The organism is Parvibacter caecicola (assembly GCF_003725335.1).
Classification (GTDB): Bacteria; Actinomycetota; Coriobacteriia; order Coriobacteriales; family Eggerthellaceae; genus Parvibacter; species Parvibacter caecicola.
On sequence record NZ_QIBY01000001.1, the window covers coordinates 355,138 to 374,182 of the forward strand.

The 19,045-nt window shown below is 62.8% G+C and carries 15 protein-coding genes and 2 pseudogenes; all 17 read right to left on the reverse strand.

From position 1 onward, the window contains the following. Positions 1–202 precede the first annotated feature (202 nt). Positions 203–1,090 (reverse strand): annotated as a pseudogene (locus DMP11_RS01500) (glycine--tRNA ligase subunit alpha); the annotation flags it as partial. A gap of 85 nt (positions 1,091–1,175) precedes the next feature. Next, positions 1,176–1,748, reverse strand: coding sequence for a signal peptidase I (lepB, locus tag DMP11_RS01505; RefSeq protein WP_123184713.1), 573 nt, complete (start codon positions 1,746–1,748; stop codon positions 1,176–1,178). Positions 1,749–1,835: 87 nt separating this feature from the next. Further along, positions 1,836–2,654: a tRNA (guanosine(37)-N1)-methyltransferase TrmD gene (gene trmD / locus DMP11_RS01510; RefSeq protein WP_123184714.1), complete on the reverse strand. Its 819-nt coding sequence runs from the start codon at positions 2,652–2,654 to the stop codon at positions 1,836–1,838. Positions 2,655–2,664: 10 nt separating this feature from the next. Continuing rightward, entirely contained in the window at positions 2,665–3,081 is a 417-nt protein-coding gene (locus DMP11_RS01515; protein ID WP_214646964.1) for a ribosome maturation factor RimM, read from the reverse strand. A gap of 105 nt (positions 3,082–3,186) precedes the next feature. Beyond that, positions 3,187–3,438 carry a KH domain-containing protein gene (locus DMP11_RS01520; RefSeq protein ID WP_123184716.1) on the reverse strand — a complete coding sequence of 84 codons (252 nt, stop codon included), beginning with the start codon at positions 3,436–3,438 and terminating at the stop codon, positions 3,187–3,189. Between the two features lie 7 nt (positions 3,439–3,445). Continuing rightward, positions 3,446–3,688: pseudogene (gene rpsP / locus DMP11_RS01525) on the reverse strand (30S ribosomal protein S16); the annotation flags it as partial. Between the two features lie 405 nt (positions 3,689–4,093). Beyond that, entirely contained in the window at positions 4,094–5,512 is a 1,419-nt protein-coding gene (gene ffh / locus DMP11_RS01530; RefSeq protein ID WP_123184718.1) for a signal recognition particle protein, read from the reverse strand. Positions 5,513–5,521: 9 nt separating this feature from the next. After that, positions 5,522–6,448: a signal recognition particle-docking protein FtsY gene (gene ftsY, locus DMP11_RS01535; protein WP_123184719.1), complete on the reverse strand. Its 927-nt coding sequence runs from the start codon at positions 6,446–6,448 to the stop codon at positions 5,522–5,524. A gap of 25 nt (positions 6,449–6,473) precedes the next feature. Then, positions 6,474–10,028, reverse strand: a complete 3,555-nt coding sequence (gene smc, locus DMP11_RS01540) for a chromosome segregation protein SMC (RefSeq protein WP_123184720.1) — start codon at positions 10,026–10,028, stop codon at positions 6,474–6,476. Between the two features lie 9 nt (positions 10,029–10,037). Next, the gene (gene rnc / locus DMP11_RS01545; RefSeq protein ID WP_123184721.1) at positions 10,038–10,790 is read right to left on the reverse strand and encodes a ribonuclease III; all 753 of its coding nucleotides are present in this window, start codon (positions 10,788–10,790) and stop codon (positions 10,038–10,040) included. After that, positions 10,787–11,788 carry a phosphate acyltransferase PlsX gene (gene plsX / locus DMP11_RS01550; RefSeq protein WP_170155471.1) on the reverse strand — a complete coding sequence of 334 codons (1,002 nt, stop codon included), beginning with the start codon at positions 11,786–11,788 and terminating at the stop codon, positions 10,787–10,789. Before plsX ends, rnc begins: the two co-directional genes overlap by 4 nt. Before the next feature lie 109 nt (positions 11,789–11,897). Continuing rightward, a complete protein-coding gene (gene rpmF, locus DMP11_RS01555; RefSeq protein ID WP_123184723.1) occupies positions 11,898–12,077 on the reverse strand; it encodes a 50S ribosomal protein L32 in 180 nt (59 codons plus the stop codon). A gap of 335 nt (positions 12,078–12,412) precedes the next feature. Further along, positions 12,413–13,009: a cysteine hydrolase family protein gene (locus DMP11_RS01560; RefSeq protein ID WP_123184724.1), complete on the reverse strand. Its 597-nt coding sequence runs from the start codon at positions 13,007–13,009 to the stop codon at positions 12,413–12,415. Between the two features lie 85 nt (positions 13,010–13,094). After that, the gene (locus tag DMP11_RS01565) at positions 13,095–14,585 is read right to left on the reverse strand and encodes a chloride channel protein (RefSeq protein ID WP_214646963.1); all 1,491 of its coding nucleotides are present in this window, start codon (positions 14,583–14,585) and stop codon (positions 13,095–13,097) included. 217 nt (positions 14,586–14,802) lie between these two features. Continuing rightward, complete coding sequence (gene nrfD, locus DMP11_RS01570; protein ID WP_123184725.1) at positions 14,803–15,960, reverse strand: NrfD/PsrC family molybdoenzyme membrane anchor subunit; 1,158 nt, start codon at positions 15,958–15,960, stop codon at positions 14,803–14,805. Between the two features lie 18 nt (positions 15,961–15,978). After that, positions 15,979–16,431: a 4Fe-4S dicluster domain-containing protein gene (locus DMP11_RS01575; RefSeq protein ID WP_328590233.1), complete on the reverse strand. Its 453-nt coding sequence runs from the start codon at positions 16,429–16,431 to the stop codon at positions 15,979–15,981. Positions 16,432–16,601: 170 nt separating this feature from the next. Then, entirely contained in the window at positions 16,602–19,022 is a 2,421-nt protein-coding gene (locus tag DMP11_RS01580) for a molybdopterin-containing oxidoreductase family protein (protein WP_161555264.1), read from the reverse strand. Positions 19,023–19,045: the final 23 nt, after the last annotated feature.

The following is a 19,045-nucleotide window of genomic DNA, read 5'->3' on the forward strand; positions in this document are numbered from 1 at the left end:
CCTTAGGGTCGAGGTTGGCGGAAGGGCAGCCGGCGCAGCTCTCGGCGCTGCAGCCGGAAACGCCGCAGGACGAAGCAGCGGCCTCGGCCATCACTGCGGCCTGTTCCTCTTCGGCCGCCTCCAAGGCCGCCGCTGCCGCTTGGGCCTCTTCTTCCAGTTCGCGGCCGAACTGCTCACCGGGGTCTTCCACATCCATGCCCACCACGTGCAGCATGTACGAGGCGCAGCAGGCTTTGGCCAGGGTGCGCACCCGCAGGATGTAGGCCATGCGCTCGGTGGCGGAAATCACGCCGCGGGCGTCCAGCAGGTTGAAGGCATGGCAGCACTTCAGCACCGCGTCGTAGGCGGGCAGGGGCAGTCCCGCCGCCAGGATCTTCTTGCAATCGCGCTCCCGGTCGGTGAACTCCTGGAACAGGAACTCGGTATCGGCCACCTCGAAGTTATACTTCGAGTATTCCTTCTCGTTTTCCAGGTACACGTCGCCGTAGGTGAAGGTAACGCCGTCGGCGCCGCGGCTCCACACGATGTCGTACACCGAGTCTACCCCTTGCACGAACATGGTGAGGCGTTCCAGGCCGTAGGCAATCTCCACCGGAATGGGGCTGCACTCGAAGCCGCCCACCTGCTGGAAGTAGGTGAACTGCGTTACCTCCATGCCGTCGATCCACACTTCCCAGCCAAGGCCCCAGGCCCCCAGCGTGGGGCTTTCCCAGTCATCTTCTACGAAGCGCACGTCGTGCTTGTCAACGTCGATGCCGATGGCCCGCAGCGAACCCAGGTACAGGTCCTGGATGTTGTCGGGGGACGGCTTGATGAGCACCTGGAACTGGTAGTAGAACTGCAGGCGGTTGGGGTTCTCGCCGTAGCGGCCGTCGGTGGGGCGACGGCAGCCCTGCACATAGGCGGTGCGCCAGGTGTCGGGGCCCAGCGAACGCAAGGTGGTGGCGGGGGCGTTGGTGCCGGCGCCCACCTCGTTGTCGTAGGGTTGCAGGATGACGCAGCCGGCATCGGCCCAGTACTTCTGCAGGTTCATGATGACCTGCTGGAAGGTGGGGGGAAGCTGCCCTTCGCAACGCGCTTCTTCGTTCATTTCTCTCCTTCTTCTCCGAAAGCCGCTCCGTGCGCCCAGCGCCCCGGATGCGGCCGTTGTACCCGCAGATGAAAGCCCGGGCAACCTACTCGACCAGGCCGAAATTGCTGAACGGCCAGTAGATGAGGGCCGCTTTGCCGGTAATGGACGACACCGGTATCGAGCCGAAATAACGGGAGTCCTGCGAATTCACGCGGTTGTCCCCCATCACCCACACCTCGCCTTCCGGCACGGTGTAGGGATAGCTTATCTCTAGCCCCCGCACAGGGGTCAGCTCGTAAGAGGGCAGCCCGTTGGTGTAGGGCTCGTCCAGCTGCACGCCGTCCACGTACACGTAGCCGTCCCGCAGATCCACCTGCTGCCCGCCGGTGGCAATCACCCGTTTGATGAGGATGCGGGAGGGAATCTGGGGGTCGTTGAAGGTGACTATCTCGCCGGCTTTCGGCTCCTCGAAGTAATAGGTCACTTTCTCGGAGAACAGGCGGTCGCCCGGCATGATGGTGGTCTCCATCGAACCGGAGGGGATCTCGTAGGCCTTGAAAACGAAGTTGGAAAGGGCCCAGGAAAGCCCCATGACCAAGGCAATGATGACGACGATGTTGACAATCGACCGGATAATCGACGGCTGTTGCCGCGTTGCGTGTTGACCCGAATACATGGAGTTCTCTCAATGCCCTTCTTCGGAGGCGCTGCCTCCCTCTCGCGCGGCGCCGCATTAGCCAAGGCGCCCAATTTCAGCAACTATTTATGATAGCGCTTTTCCCTTGTCGCGCCCGTTCTCGTTCAAAGTCTTCAGAAATGCGCGATCGCTGTCGGAAAGCGGCGCCGCCTCCAACAAGTCGGGGCGGAAGCGGGCCGTGCGCTCCAGGCTCTGCTGGCGGCGCCATTGGGCCACCAAAGCGTGGTTGCCGCTGGTGAGCGGCGCCGGCACCTCCATTCCGCGAAACTGCGCCGGCCGGGTGTACTGGGGGTACTCCAACAGACCGTCGGCGAAGGATTCGTCATCGGCGCCTCCTTCGGCCCCCAAAACGCCGGGGATCTTGCGCACCACCGCATCGATCACCACCATAGAGGCCAGCTCGCCAGAGGTGAGCACGTAATCCCCCAGGGAAATCACTTCGTCCGCCAGAGCGTAGGCGCGCTCGTCAATGCCCTCGTAGTGGCCGCACACGAACAAGAGCCGCTTGCTTTTGGCCAAGCGGTTGGCCAGCTGGTCGTCGAAGCGCTGCCCCTGCGGCGCCAAGAACACCACCGTGGGCGCAGGGCCGTCCGCATGGCGCGGGGCCGGGCCGGTGCGGGGGCAAGCGGGCTCGTCCTCCCAATAATGGGCGCTTTTGCCCGACAGGTCCTCCACCGCCTCGAAGATGGGTTGGCACTTCATCACCAGTCCCGCTCCCCCGCCGTAAGGGTCGTCGTCGGTAGTGCGGTGGCGATCGTAGGTCCAATCGCGCAGATCGTAGGCAGTGAAGCTGATGATGCCTTTGTCCTGAGCCCGTTTCATCATGGAGGCGCCCATAACCGAGTGGTACATTTCCGGGAAGGTGGACAGGGTTTCGATTATCACGGCCCCTCCCCTACAGATCCAAAAGGCCGGCGGGCAGCTGCACCAGCAGCCGGCCGTTGCCCTCATCCTCGCCGACGATGAACTCCTCCACCAGGGGCACCAGCACTTCGCGGCCCGCATCGGTGCGCACTACCAACCGCGATTGGGCCGGCCCTTCCTGAATGTCGGAAATCTGGCCCACCGGCCCCATCTGGGCATCCACCATCTGCCAGCCCAGCCAAGGGTGGGCCTGGGCCGCCAAGGGCAGGCGATCGGCCACTTCAGCGCGGCGCACCAGGCAGCTGCATCCCACCAGGCGAGAGGCAGCACCCGCATCGGCCACGCCGTCGAAGAACACCGTGGCGGTGCCGTCGCCCCGCAGCGAAACGGAAGCCACCGTCGCGCGGCGCGGCGCATCGATTTGCGGCGGCACGAAGGCCACCTCCATGCCCTCTTCCAACAAAAAAGGAAGATTCGCCGCGGCGCGCGCAACGAATCCTCCTTCTAAATTATAGGTTCGAGCCAGAACGGCTACATTCACCCAGACTCGCATTTAATCGACGAGTTCCACCTCGACGGCGGCGCCATCGCGGGAAGCGGCGGCACGGGCCAACGTGCGAATGGCTTTGATGACGCGCCCTTGACGGCCGATCACCTTGCCGGCATCTTCCTCGTTCACGCGAATCTCCGCCAGGATGGTGCCGTCTTCGGCCTCCTCGGCGGTCACTTCCAAATCGTCGGGATAATCGACCAGCGGGGCAACCAGGGTTTCCACCAAGCTGGCGATGTTCTCTACGGAGTCCATGAACTTACGCGTTCTCGCGAGCGTTCTTCAGCAGGCGAGCCACCGTGTCGGTGGGCTGGGCACCCTGGGCAATCCACTTGTCCACCAGCTCCATGTCGAACTGCACCATGGCCGGGGTGGCGATGGGGTTGTAGCGGCCCACTTCCTCGATGAAGCGGCCATCGCGCGGGGCACGGGAGTCGGCGACAACGATACGGTAGTAGGGGCGCTTCTTGGCACCGTGGCGGGCGAGGCGAATTTTAACAGCCATGAACTTAGAACTCCTTTTGTTTAAGTTTCTCTATACGCAAGCACAGTTATCTGTGCGCGAAAACAGCAATTGCCTATATTAGGCCACCTGCCAGACTTTGGCAAGCACCATCAGACAAGCGGCACATCCGCCCCCATCGGCAGAAAAATCGCATCCGCCGCCAAAGCACCTCTCAACCAAATTTCGTAGGGCAGAGATTCTATCTCTGCCCACGAATTCAACCTGTTTTTTTCATTCTTGGTCCAAGCAAGTAGCAGAAACGGGGCCAGGTGCGTCAGATTGGCGTGCGCCGCTGCCCAAGTGTGCTTTGGCACACGCCGAGGCAGCGGGAACCGGCAAGATGACGCGCATGGCCCTGTTTTTGCGGACAACCAGTTCCGGCGTTCGCCAGAACGCCGGAACTCCTTACTGCTGCATCATGTCTTGGATGCGCTTGAGGTCGGCCATGGACATGCCGCCCATTCCGCCCATGCCGGGGATGCGGGGGCGCTTTTTGCCCTTCTTCCCCTTTTTGCCCTTGCGGCCCGTCTGCTGCTCCATGCCGGCGGTCATCTTCTTGACCATTTTCTTGGTTTCGTTGAACTTCTTGATCAGCTGGTTCACTTCGGTCACCGACACGCCGGCGCCGCAGGCGATGCGGCTGCGGCGGCTGCCGTTGAGCACCTCGGGGCGGGCCCTCTCTTCCTTGGTCATGGAGTTAATGATCACCTCCATGGCATCGAGCGCCCCCTCGTCCACCTGCCCCGAGCCCAGCGCCTTGTCGCCGCCCGGCAAGGCCGAGATGAACTTGGAGATGCCGCCCATTTTGCGAATCTGGCGGTTCATGGTGATGAAGTCGTCCAGGGTGAGGTTGCCGGCCGCCATCGCTTCGGCCTCTTCGGCCTCCTCCTGCTCTTGCTGCAGCCGCACGGCGTTTTCGATGAGCGACACCATATCGCCCATGCCGAGGATGCGCTTGGCCATGCGGTCGGGATGGAACTCCTCCAAAGAATCCGGCTTCTCACCAGAGGAGATGAACTTGATGGGCTTACCAGTAACTTCGCGCACCGAAAGGGCGCCGCCGCCGCGGGCGTCGCCGTCCATCTTCGACATGATAACGCCGTCGAAATCCACCGCTTCGGCGAAGGCGGAAACCACGTTCACCACGTCCTGGCCGGTCATGGCGTCCACCACCATCAGGATTTCCTCCGGCTGCAGCGCCTCTTTGATGGCGCGGGCCTCCTCCATCATGGCCTCGTCCACATGAAGGCGGCCGGCGGTGTCGATGATCACCACGTCGCGCAGGCTGTCGATGGCCTCCTGCACCCCTTCCCGGGCAATGTCCACCGGGTCGGCGCCGTCGTGGCGGTACACCTTCACCCCGATTTCGCCGCCCAAGGTTTGCAGCTGGTCGGCGGCGGCGGGGCGGTACACGTCGGCCGCCACCAGAAGCGGGCTGTGGTTCTGCTGCTTCAGCCGATAGGCCAGCTTGGCGGCGGCGGTGGTTTTGCCGGAACCTTGCAGGCCCACCAGCATGATGACGGCGGGGATGCGGTTGCCCAGCTCCAGCTTGGCGTCGCTGCGGCCCAAAAGCTCGGTCAGCTCATCGAGCACTATCTTGATGACGTTCTGGGCCGGCGTGAGGGAATCCAGCACGTCCGCTTCCAGGCAGCGCTCCTTGGTGCGGGCCACAAAGGCCTTCACCACTTTGAAGTTCACGTCCGCCTCCAGAAGCGCCATGCGGATCTCGCGCATAGCGGCATTGATGTCCTCTTCGGTGAGGCGCCCCTTCGAGCGCAGTCCCGAGAAAATGCCCTGCAGGCGATTAGAAAGGTTCTCAAGCATTGCCGTCTCCTACTCTTGGGCCTCTTGGGCGAAATCCCCCACCAAGGCACGGGCGAAATCGGACGAGTCGAAATCCCGCAGGTCGTCGATGCCCTCTCCCACGCCAATCTTGACGATGGGAAGGTTCAGCTCGTGGCTAACCGCAAGGGCGATGCCGCCCTTGGCGGTGCCGTCCAGCTTGGTGACGATGAGGGCATCCAAATCCAGCGCCTTGTTGAATTCCCGCGCCTGCTGCAGGCCGTTCTGGCCGGTGGTGGCGTCAATCACCAGCACCAAATACACCGGCAGCTTCGAGCGCTTGCGCACCACCGAAACCACTTTTTTCAGCTCGCGCATGAGGTCGTCGGAGGTGTGCAGGCGCCCGGCAGTGTCTATCAGCACCAGATCGGCACCGGTGGCTTCGGCCCGCTCCAGCGTCTCGAAGCACACGCTGGCCGGGTCGGCCCCCCGCTCGCGGGTGACCATCTCCACCTCGGCCCGCTGCGCCCACACCTCCAGCTGCTCGATGGCGGCGGCGCGGAAAGTGTCGGCCGAGCCCAGAATCACTTTGCGGCCCTGATCGGTCTTCTCTTTGGCGATCTTGCCCACCGTGGTGGTTTTGCCGGTGCCGTTGATGCCCACGAACAGCACAACGGCCCCCTCCCCGTCCAGGATGTCCCGGCCGCCCTCGGCGAAGGTGTCGGCAATTTGGCCGTTCAGCATCTCCAGCACCTGGGCGGAATTCTCCAGCCCCTTGCGGGTGGCCTGCTCTCGCAGGTTCTCCACGATGGCGGCCGCGGCCGGCGCCCCGATGTCGGCCATGATGAGGGTGGCCTCCAGCTCTTCCCAAAAATCCTCGTCCACCACCGGACCCAAATCCAGCAGCAGGTTCATGGATTCCACGAAGCGCTCGCGGGTGCGGGAAAGCCCTTCGCTTATGCGGTCGAAAAAGCCCACAGGTGCCTCCTTCTCAGGCTAGCGGTTACTCGGCGTACTCCAGCGCGCGGTCCAGTTTCTGGCTTATCACCTTGGTGATGCCGTCTGCCTGCATGGAAACGCCGAACAGCACGTCGGCCATCTCCATGGTGCGCCGCTGATGGGTAATCATGATCAACTGGGTGGTGGCCCGCAGCTGGTCGATGTAGGCGATCAAGCGTCGCAGGTTGGTGTCGTCCAGCGCCGCCTCCACCTCGTCGAGGATGTAGAAGGGGGTGGGACGGGTGCGATACAGGGCGAACAACAGCGCCAACGCGGTGAGGGACTTCTCGCCACCGGACATGAGGGTCATCTTGGTGATGCGCTTGCCGCGGGGCTGGGCGTTCACCTCGATGCCGGAGTTTTCCATGTCGTCCGGATCGGTGAGGGACAGATGGGCCGAACCGCCAGGGAACAGCACCGAGAACACCTCTTGGAAATTCGTGTTCACCTCGTCAAAGGTGCGCTCGAAATCGTTTTTCATGCGGGCGTCGATAACCCGGTTGATGCGGGCCAGGCTGCGGCGGGCCGATTCCAAATCCCCCACCTGCTGCATCAGGTAGTCGTAGCGTTCCTTCAGCGTGGAGAACTCCGCCGCCGCCTCGGGATTGATGGCGCCCAGGTTCGCAATGCGCTTGGACAGCCGCTGCGCCTCTTCTTCCACCTGGGGGCGGTTTTCCAGCTCCGGCAACCCCAGTGCGAATTCCAGCGGCGTGTTGCAATCTTTCACGATCACGTTCACCGCCGATTGCACCTGCAGCTCCAAGCGGCCCTTCTCCACCCGCAAATCCGCCAGCTGCTGAGAAAGGGATTCCAGCCGCTCATGGGCGTCTCGGCTGGTTTGGCGCGCCTCCTGCGAGGCCGCCTGCAGTTGGGTGGAGCTGTCCTGCGCTTCCCGCGCCTGCTCTTCCAGCACCGCCATGCGCCGCTGGGCCGAACGGGAGAGCTCTTCGAACAGGGCCCTCAGCGGCACCAGCCGCTGGATGGCCACCGTTTTCACCGACAGCGCCTCGGCCGACTGCCGGGCCGTGGATTCCAAATCCTCCAACGCGTGGACGCGGGTGTCCAGCATGCGGCGATTGTAGGTTTGCCGCTCAACATGGCGGGCCGCTTCCAACTTCGCCTGGTTCAGGGCGTCATTGGCCTTGCCGGCGGCCTGGCGAAGCGGAACAATCTCTTCCGCCAACTGGGCCGATTGGGCCCGCAGCTGTTCGAGGTCTTGAGAGAGCCGCTGCTCCTCTGCCTCCAGAGAGTCCACATCGGGCTGGGCCCTCTCCACCGCCTCCAGCGCTTCGGCATGCTGCTTGGCAATGGAGGCCAGCTCGGAGGTGAGCTGCTCCACCCGCTCTTGGGCCTTCGTCGCCTGGGCTTTTGCAGAAGATTCCTTGCCGATGAGGGCCGCCAGCTGCTGGCTCAGCGAAAGGCTTTCCGCCTGGAGCTTGGAGAACGCCTCTTCGCTTTCCGACTGCCGCACCTGCGCGGCGTCGTAGCCCTCCTTGGCCTGAGACTGCAGCAGCGCCAGCTCTTCCAAGCGGCGAATGCGGGCCAGAACGCCCTCACCGCCTTCTCGGGCCTGGCGGCCGAACGTCACTTTGCCGGAAGGCCAGACGCACAGCCCCTCCACCGTGACGAAACGGTGGGCGCCAGCGTCCTGGCCATGCAGGGCCATGGCCTCATCGATGTTCTCGCACACCACCACATCCCCCAAAAGGGCCTCGATGGCGCGGGCCGCGGCGGGCTCGAACTCCAGCTCTTCGATGAGGGAGAAGGCCCCGGGGCCGTTCACCAGCTCAAGCGCGCGAGGGCCGCGGTCGTCCCGCAGCACCAGCGTCACCTCGCCGTCCATGTCCTGGTCCGCCGCCTGACGCACCACGTCAAGGGCGCTGCCGGCGTCTTGCACCAGGTAGGCTTGAACATCGCTGCCCAGCAGCTGCTCCACCAATCCCTCCAGGTGCGGGGGCGCCGTCACGGCGCGGGTAAGGGGCGCCGGAGCGCCCGGCAGGGCGGCGGCGTGCTCCGCCACCCATCCGGCTGCCTCGCCGGCCGCCAGCTGCGTGGCCCGCTCGATTTCCTCCAAAGCGCGAATCTTCGCATCGCAGTCCAGCAAGGCCTCGCGCAGGTTTTCCGTTTCCTTGCGACAGGCGTCCCGCCGCTGCAGCGCCAGCCCCAGCTCTTCGCGGGTGCGCTGCTCGTCGGCCGCCATCTGGATGCGCTCTTTCTCCAGCGAAGTCGCCTCTTGGGAGAGCGCCTGGGCATCGGCGGTGGCGCTCACGCAGGCCAGTTCACGGTCGGCCCGGCGCCCTTCCACCACCTTGATGTGGGCCACGCCGGCCGATAGCGCTTCCCGGGTTTGGGACAGCTTGCGGCGCACCGATGCCAGGTTCGTCTCGGCTTCCCGCATGGACGAGGCGGCCTTGCGCTGCAGCTCTTCCTTTTCCTGGCGCTGGGCCGAGATGGCCTTGCGCTCTTTCTCCAGCGTCGCCACTGTCTCGTTGGCCTGGGCCACGTCCCGCTGCCCGGCCGAGAGTGTTTCGCGGGCGGCGGCCAAGTCGGCCTCAAGCGCCTGGCGCTGACCGGCGTGCTGGGAGATGAGCAGCTCTATCTCTTCCACCCGCTGCTGGGCGGCCCGCTGGCGCTCGGCGGCCGAACGGCCGGCGGATTCCAGCCGCTCGAAGGCCAACGACACGGCCCGGAACTGCGCCGACAGGCTGCCGGTGGACAGGTTTTCCTGTGCGATGGTGGCCTGCAGCTTCTCCATCGCCTCCTCGGCCGCGCGGGCCGCGGCGCGGGCCTCTTCCACCTGGGAAGCGCACGTTTCCTCTAGCTTTTCCTGGGCTTCCCACTTCTCCTGCAGCCGCCGCAAGTCGTCCACCGAAAGGGCCAGCTTCGCCTCGGCCAGCTGCCCCGAAAGCTCTCCGAAGGTGCGGGCCCGCTTCGCCTTGCGCTCCAAGGGCCCCAGCTGCCGCTCCACTTCGGACACCACGTCGCGCACGCGGGCCAGGTGCTGGTCCATGTTGGCCAGCTTCCGCTCGCTTTTCGCCTTGCGCTGCTTGTGCTTCAGCACGCCGGCCGCTTCCTCCACCAGCGCACGGCGGTCTTCCGGCTTGGAGGCCAGCACTGAATCGAGGTTGCCCTGGGAGATGATGGAGTGGGTGCCGCTGCCCAGACCCGAATCGTGCAGGATGTCCAGCACGTCCAAGCGACGGGCAACGGTGCCGTTGATGAGGTATTCGCTCTCGCCGCTGCGGTGCATGCGGCGGGTTATCACCACTTCGCTGTAATCCACCGGCAAGGTGCCGCAGCTGTTGTCCAACACCAGGTCCACCTCGGCCAAGGCCGCGCCTTTGCGGGCGGACGAACCGGCGAAGATGACGTCTTCCATGGCCTGGCCGCGCAGGTTTTTGGCATTGCGCTCCCCCAGCACCCACAAAACGGCGTCGGAGATGTTCGATTTTCCGGAACCGTTGGGGCCCACGATGGCGGTGATGCCCGGCTCCAGGGTAAGCGCGCTTCGGTCGGCGAAGGACTTGAAGCCCTTAAGCACCAGCGATTTCAAGTACATGGGTACCGCCTATTCCTTGGCCCCGTGCCCGTCGGCGCAGGGAAACCCGCCAAGCAGCGGGCAGTACTGATCGAAGTGCTCCATCGTGTTCTTGGCGGCCACGCTCTCCGCCTCCTTCTTGGTGCGCCCTTCCCCCTTCGCCAGCCCCACATTGCCGGCGAAGGCCTGGGCCACGAAGGTGCGGTCGTGGGGAGGCCCCTGGGTTTCCAGCACCTTGTAGGTGGGGGTTATGCCGTGCTCTTGCAGCATCTCCTGCAGCGAGCTTTTGGGGTTCTCCGGCTCTTTTGCCAGGTCGATGGACATAAATGGAATGAGGGTGCGCTGCACGAATTCGGTGGCCGCCTCTATGCCGCCGTCCAAAAACAGCGCCGCCACCACCGCCTCGTACACGTTCTCCAGCGCCGTCTTCAAACCGCGGCGCCCCGTACCGGTTTCCGAAGAACCGAACACGATGACATCGGAAAAGCCCAGATCCTGCGCCACCTTGGAAAGGCTGCTGCCCGACACCAGCGACACCTTGATGCGGGTGAGGCCCCCTTCGTCCAGATCGTGGTAGCGCTCGAAGGCCTCGGCGGCCACGATGGCCCCCAAAATGGAGTCCCCCAGGAATTCCAGCCGCTCGTAGGAGAAGCGCACGTTCAGCCCTTCGGTGGCGGAGGGGTGGGTGATGGCGGAGAGCAAGAGCCGCTCGTTGCGGAACTGCCGGCAGATCAGCTCTTGGGCGCGGTCGAGCTTGGCCCGCTGCTCGGGAGTGGTTTTCACTGGACGGCCTCCTCGGCAAGGGTGGCGGCGATGACGCCGGCCACATCGGCCCGCACCGTCTCGGCCGCCTTCGCAATGCCGTTGGCCACCGCCAGCGCCCCCGAAGAGCCATGACCTACCAAAACGGCCCCCCTAACCCCCAAAAGCGGCGCGCCGCCGTAGGTGTCGGGAGAAAGCTTCGTCTTCACTTCCGCCAAATCCGCCTTCACCAGCAAAGCGCCCACCTTGGTTTTCGGCGAGGCCATGAACACGTCTTTTATGTACCGGAAAAGGGTCTTCGACGCCCCCTCCACGGTTTTCAGCACCACGTTGCCGGTGAAGCCGTCGGTCACCACCACGTCAAAGTGGCCGGTGAGAACATCGCGCCCCTCGGCGTTGCCGGAAAATCCGGGGAGGGCCGCCTTCAGCTGCCGGTGGCACTCTACCGCGAACTCCGAGCCCTTTTCCTCTTCTTCGCCAATGTTCAAAAGCCCCACCCGGGGCGCGGCAACCCCCATCAGCTGCTGCATGTACACAGAGCCCATGAGGCCGAACTGTACCAGGTAATCGGGCTTGCAGTCGGCGTTGGCCCCCACGTCCAGAAGCAACGTGGGCCGCTCGTAGGCGGGCAGAATCTGCCCCAGGGCAGGCCGCTTGATGCCCTTGATGCGCCCCACCACCAAAGTGGCCGCCGAAAGGCAGGCGCCGGTGGAGCCGGCGGAGAAGAACCCTTGGGCCGCCCCCTCCTTCACCAGCCGGCAGCCCACCACGATGGAGGAATCCTTCTTGCGGCGCACGGCGTTGGCCGGGTGCTCGTCCATGGCAATCACCTCGGAGGCCGCTTGCGCCTTGCAGCGCTCGTGAGCGGCGGCGAAGGGCTCCACCACCTCGGGCAGGCCGCAGGCAATAACTTGGATATCGGGGTTTTCGGCCAAGGCCCGCTCTATGCCGTCCAGCACCGCTTGGGGGGCGTTGTCGCCGCCCATCACATCCACGGCGATGGTTACCAATTCGGCCATAATTCTCCGTTCATAGCGAAAAGCCCCCTGGCAAACCGGCCAAATTGCCGGGATGCGAGGAGGCTCTACCGTATCGATTCAGGACTTGGGACAAGTCCCCGCGAAATGCTTACTCGGTTTCGATGACCTCACGGTTCTTGTAGAAACCGCAGTTGGGGCATACGCGGTGGGGCAGCTTCACTTCGCCGCACTGGGGGCACACGCTGCGAGAGGGCGCGTTGATAACATCGTTGCTGCTGCGACGGGCATGGGTGCGAGCACGACCCATTTTGCGCTTAGGTACTGCCATGATCGATTCTCCTTCTATGCTGCGGACCACCGTAGGCCCGTTTTGCTTCGTAAACGCACGAACCGATATATTAACAAACCGGTTTATCGCTTGCAAGAAGTCAACACCCAATGTCCATGAACGGCAGCATTGTCCGCCAGCGCACCGCACATAAAGGTTCGTAGGGCAAACATTCTCTGTTTGCCTGGGCTGCAAGCATGGGCGGGTTGTCGGTTAGGCAGAGATAGAATCTCTACCCTACGAAAACGACGAAACCGCCAATCCGGAGAGGATACGGCGAAGTCGCCGAACCGGGGGGTGCGGCGAAGCCGCCGAGCCGAGGCGGGAAAACGCCGTTAGGCTTCCAGGTATCCCAGCACGGTGGCAGTGCTCACCACGCGGCTGTCGTAGCACCGGGAGAAGTACTCCAGCCCCGCCTCTTGGGTGCCGATGAGGAAGGTACCGCAGGCATCGGCGGCCACCACGGTCTTGTAGGTGCGGAAATAAGCGCCGGCTAGGGTTTGCAGCACGCAGATGTTGGTGTCGGCGCCGCACACGATGAGGGTGTCGGCCCCCAGCTCCCTGAGCGTCAGGTCCAAATCGGTTTGGAAGAAGCCGTCGTAGCGGCGCTTCGGCACAATGTAGTCCCCCGCGCCCGCCTCCAAAAGCGCCAGCGGTTGGGCGGCATCGGTGTCGGCGATACCGTGCTCGCCCCACAGCTCCAGCTCCTTATCGAGCCCCGGCACATGGGCGTCGCAGCTGAACACCACCGGCACCCCCGCCTTGCGAGCGGCCTTTGCGATGGCGGCCGCGTTTTCGGCCATGGTTTCAAGGCCCGGCACCACGCCGCCTTCGCCCCCCAGCACGTCCACCACCAAAACAGCGGTCTTCGCCAAATCAATCTGGTCGCTTTGCTGCCATGCGGTCTGCTGGGCAACGGGCAAGTAAGCCATAGGGCACGTCCTTCCGGATAGGTTTCAGTTCGGGCCATAGTAGCCCACTGAAGGCCGCACGGGCCCCTCGCCCCAGGGGATGGCGCTATTTGCTTTCTTTCGGGCCGCCCGGTTGGTCGGCCCCTCCATGGTGCAGCTGCTCCAGCGCCCCTTCCAGCCGGGAAGTGAGGGCGTAGTATTCCGAAAGCTTTGCAGAAACGAAGGTCTCCGCCGCCCGCAGCCGGTGTTCCTGCTGACGGCCATCGTCCTCCCCTTGCCGTTCAGCCCGGCGCACCGCCCCTTCCGCGGCGTTCGCCACCGCTTCGGCTTCGGCGGCCACAGCCGGGTTCGCCCGCCGCACAAATGCCCGACGGCTGAAGGTGCGCATCGCCGAGTAGGCGCCGCGGCCGTACATGCCCACATCGCGGCCGAAGGCAAAGCTGGTGGCCACCGCGATGGCGAAGAACGGGGCAAACTGCCAGCCGAAAATCTCGCAGCCCATGAGGAAGGCGGCCACCGGGCAGCGGCTCTCCGCCGTGAAGAACGCCACCAAACCGATGGCGGCCGAATACGGGGCCTCCCCGCCGGTAACCACAATGCAGGATGCCCCCAGAAGCGCGCCGATGGTGAAGGTAGGCATGATTTCGCCGCCCTTGAACCACAGGCCCAGGGCCAAAATGGTGAAACCGGCCTTCAGCAAAAATCCCCAGGTGGGCTGCGTTCCCGCCAGCGCCATGGCCAGCAGATTGCCGCCGGTGCCGCCGTATTCCGCCCAGCCGAAAGCAAGGGTGAGGGCCATGACAATCACGCCGCCGGCAATCACCCATATATAATAGTTACGGGAAATGCGCCGGGTGAGCTGCTGAAGCCCGTCCACCCCCTTGCTGAACAGGGCGCCTCCCAGCGCTCCCAGCACGCCGATGATGAGGCACTCCCCCACCAGCTTCCAAGACAGCGCCGGCGCGGCCACCGTGGGGATTATGTCACCTATACCAACCGTTTTCGCAATAGCGTAGGCCACGAAACAGGCCAAGAGGATGGAAGCGCCGTGCTTCACCACCGAGCGCTTGTAACGGGAAAGCTCCAGTACGAACATCATGGAACCCAACGGGGCGAAGAACAATGCTGCGAACGTTGCGGCCATGCCGGTGGCGGCGGCGTAGCCGTCCATGGGCTCGCCCATGTCGGCAGCGTGCACCGGCTTCAGTTTGAACGGCCGCCCTACCACGTTTCCCAGCGATGCCCCCATCTGCAACGCGCCTGCCTCTTTGCCCACCGAGGCGCCGCCCAAGATGGAGAGGCAGGTGCCCGCCAAAATGCCCGGGGCCAAAAGCGGGGACACGGGGCGGTCGGAGCGGATGGAGTCCACCACATGGCGCGTGGACATGTCCAAGGGCAACTGGGCGCGATGGTACAGCCAAAGGGAGAGGCACCCCAGCGCCGGCAGCAGGAAAATGAGCCACCAATGGGCAAGGTAGAGGTTGTAGACCGCCGTCACGCACAGGCACAGCACAATGCTGGCAAGAGCGGCCACCGCCCCCATGCACAGGGCGAACAGCCCGTGAGTTGCCACCTGCTTGCCGTCTATAGCGCTCATACGAAACCGCCTCCTGCCTGGACCCTCTCACTTTAGTCCAAACAGAAGGCCACAGGGCGAACCGTCATCGCCCCGAACCGATGCCACAACTGTTTCGTTATGGGCCATCGCACGGCCCAACTGCGAAAAGGCCCGCGTGAACGAAACAGCGCATCGTTCACGCGGGCCAACTGGCGTCTCGCTGCCCCCTGCGAACAGCGGGGCGCATCGCATGGCATTACTTACGGGTTATCTTATCCAGTCCAAAGCACAGAATCGCGCCGCCCAGAGCCACGACGCCGAGCGTTACCATAAATTCAATGCCGGTGGGCCAGTACACCAAACCGCCAACGGTATTGGCCGTGGTAGCATACGGGCCGGTTACCGCAATCGAATCGATGTTGGCAATTTGGAAACCACCGACCAGCAGCTGCACGCGCTTGCAGAAGATGCCCACGATGGCAAGCGCACTGGCAACCGCCAACAGGCCGTTCTTTCGCAGGCTGGGCACGAAGCAGATAACGGCAGCGACGGCACAACCGATGATTTCGGTCCAGAAGAAGGGCGCCAGCGGGCCCTCGACAAGCATTTGCACAACTTCCAAACCGGAGCCTTGCGGGAAAGCGCTGGTCAGCAAATCGCACCCGAAGAAATACAGGTCCACCATGATGAACCCGCCCAAAAGCTTGGTCATCTTCACGATGTTTTCCTGGCCAAGCTCGATGCGGCCAGCCTTGCGAAGCGCGATGGCGACGATAAGCACCAGCGCCGTGCCGCACACCAAGGCAGAGGATACGAACCAGGGGCCGAGAAGCGCGGTATACCAGAATTCATGGGAAATCTGCAGGCCAAAAATCCAAGCGGTAACGGAATGCACGAGCACTGCGGTCACCAGCGAAACAACGGAAAGAACGCGCAGCGCCGTATGGCTCACCTTCCCCTTCTCCTCGCCGTACATAGCCCAAATGAGCACAATGGAGAGAATCAGGTACACCGAAATCACGATGATGTCCCACATGAGGGGGCTGCTCAGGTTAGAGTAGGCGAAAAGCTCCCAGAGGCGCTGAGGGCCGCCCAGGTCAACCACGACAAAGCCGATGGCAGCGCACGTGCAGGAGATGGCAGTCCAGACGGCAATCTTCGAGATGTTGCCGAAACCCTGGATGCCGAAGGCCTTTGGCATACTGGAGATGATCAGGCCGCCGGCAGACAAGCCCACAAAAAACATGAAGCAGGTGATGTACAGGCCCCAGGAATCAAGATTGCGCATTCCCGTTTGCACCATGCCGCCGCTCAACTGAATCATCCAGAAAACGATGCCGGCAGCGGCCACCGCGCTGCACACAATGCCGGCGATGGCCAAGGGGGAGAGTTTCTTCTTTGCAGTTTCAACCATTTTCGATTCACTCCCCTTCTACACCAGGTAATAGACGGACGGATTGGTGCCCTTCTCGGGAAGCAGCCGCTTCCACTCGCGAGTGGCAATTAACTGCGACACCTCGCTGTTCGGGTCATCCAGGTCGCCAAAGTAACGGGCACGGCCCGGGCAAAGCACCATGCATCCCGGCGTTTCGCCTTTGGAAATGCGCTGATAGCAGAAGGTGCACTTCTCCACCGTGTGCTTCTGATGGGCGGGCACTTCCGCATCGCCGGTCGCGAACGCCAAGACGTACTTGGGGTCTTCCCAGTTGAAAGAACGCACGCCGGTGTAAGGGCAGGCGGCCATGCACATGCGGCAGCCGATGCACTTGTCGTAGTCCTGGCGCACCACGCCGGTCTCGGGATCCTTGTAAGTAGCGCCCACCGGGCACACTTTCACGCAGGCGGGGTTTTCGCAATGCTGGCAGCTCATCGTGTAATACGACATCGAATTGTTCGGCCAAGTCCCCGTGGGCGAGTCCAGCGACGGGCCTCCATCGTTATACACCCGGTTCCAAAAGATCCCTTCGGGCAAGTTGTTCGTTGACTTGCAAGCAACCTCGCAGGTGTGGCAGCCGAGGCATCTCCCCATATCGATTACCATTCCATATCGCATGACTACGCCTCCTGGTACTTTTCAACTTCGCACAGGTTGTCGAAGTAGTAGCAGTTGTACATTTCCGGGATGAAATAACTGGAAGTCAAATCAGAGATGTGACCCGCTTTGTGCTCCCCTTCTTGCCATCCCTTTGGATACACCACAACGCCGGGCATAACGCCGTTGTTGATTTCGGCGCGAAGAACGACGAAGCCGCGGTCGTTGTAGGCCCGCACATAGTCGCCGCCCTGGATGCCGCGGGCGGCGGCGTCGTCGGGATTCAGCCAAAGGGTAGGCTCGGGCGCAATCTCCTTCAGCCACGCGCAATCCCAGAATTGCGTGTGGGTGCGGTACCGGTTGCGGAAGGACATGTAGACCAGCGGATATTTCTCGCGCAGCGGGTTGTCGGGCATGACCTCGTTCGGGGGCATCCATGTGACCAGGCGGTTGCGATCGGGGTCCACCACCTCGAAATCCTGTTCGCCGAAAATGCGGAAATGGGCTTCCTGGTAAATGCCCATGCGGCCGTCCCGGGTGTTGAACTTGCCCTCGGGGGCATAAGGATCGAAGCCATCGGGGTCGGTGCCGAGATAGATGGACTTTTCTTCCTTGAGCCGCTCCAACGTGATGCCGAGACCGGTCATCACCGGGCTTTCGAAATACCCGCTCCAGAAATCATCCAGGTCGACAAAGGCCTTGTCTCCAAGCCCCATGCCTTCGCAGAGCAGCTTGTAGATTTCGAAGTCGGACTTCGACTCGTACAGCGGATCGATGGCCTTTTCCAGGTAGTTCACAAACGGGGCAGTGCCGCCATGGCCGACTTCTTCAATTTCGTACCATCCGGCCACCGGCAGCACGATGTCGGCGTACCGGGCCGTCTCGCACATGTTGAAGTCCGCCACCACAACCAAATCGACGCTGTTCAGGAAACGGATCGCCCGCTGGCGATCGGCAACATTGGGCACGTAGTTGTGCATCCAGATGAACATGCTGCGAATCGGGAACGGCTGCTCGTTGAACGTGCCCCTTTCCGCAATTTCGTACAGCTTGGCAACGGCCAAGTTCTTCCCCTGGGGAACATCCTTTGCCACCATCCGCGCATTCGACAAACTGGAATTCGACGTGGAGGCGCCCACTATGCCCATGCCGCTTTGCCCCCACTGGCCGCAGACGCCGGTGAACGTAAACATGGCGCGATACGTCATATGGCCGCCGTTGTAGTGGTCAAGCCCGTAGCCCGTGAACACGCAAGAGGGCCCGTGATGGACATACTGGTCGGCAATCCATTCCAACTTTTCGACCGGTATGCCGCAAATCTCGGAAGTTTTTTCAAGCGTCCACTCGGACAGCCGCTCCTTGAGCAGTTCGTAGGCGGTGATTGCCTCAATGTCGCCAATGGTGTATTCGCCCTCAAGGGCAGTGTCGGTTGCGCTCGTTGCGGGCACCGCCTTGCCAGCCGCCGCATCCCATACGCAAGCGACAGAGGCCTCTTCCTCGGTTGTGGCGTACAATTCGCCCGCACGCACGAAAAAGCCCGTTGCCTTGTTCACCAAGTACGGCGCATTGGTGTGCGCTTTGAGGAACGACTCATCGGCCCACCCTTGCTGGATGACGTAATTCGTCAAGCCCATGAACATCGCGCAATCGGTGCCGGGGACAATGGGGATATGAACGCTGCATTTCTCGGAAGTAATCGTGTAGTTGGGATCGATGTGGATCAACGTAGCACCGGCATCTTTCGCCTCAAGGGCGAAATGGAAACTCTGCACCATGGAAATGGCCGCATTCGAGCCCGGCATGAGGATGGTCTTCGCATTGTGCATGTCCGCATGCCAGCTGGCGCTCATGGAAAGGCCGGACCCCACCACCTTGATGCCTTCTTCGATGCCGGCGGCGTCGTAGCTGATGGAGGTTTTCGAGGCGCCCATCATGCTCTGCAGGTGCTGGTAGACGTTCGGAGATGTGGACAAGCAGCCGGTGGCGCTGGAAAACACAATGCTGGGGCTGCCGGATTCCTCCTGGTACTGCTTCCATTTCGTGGTGATTTCCGAGATGGCATCCTCCCAGCTGATGCGCTCCCACTGATCGGAGCCGCGCTCTCCCACGCGGCGGAGCGGGTACTTCACCCGCTGGTCGGAATAGGTGCGCTGCGGATGGGACAGACCCTTCGAGCACACGCGGTTATAAGCCGGCAAAACCTGTTCCTGCATCTCAGTCTGCACGAGATACCCATCGCGAACCTTGCACTTCAACCGGCAAACCGACACGCAGTTGCCACGGCAGTTGTTCACCACAAAATGCTCGTTGTTGCCCGAAGCGGCGACCCCTTCCTTGCCACAACCAGCCAAAGTGGCGCCCATCGCCGCAGCACCCACCACGGCGGCAGTAGTCTTCAGGAAGCCCCTGCGAGAAATATCCCGACGAGTCTTTTCTTCCGACATTCCTCCTCCTTCTTTCGTGCTTG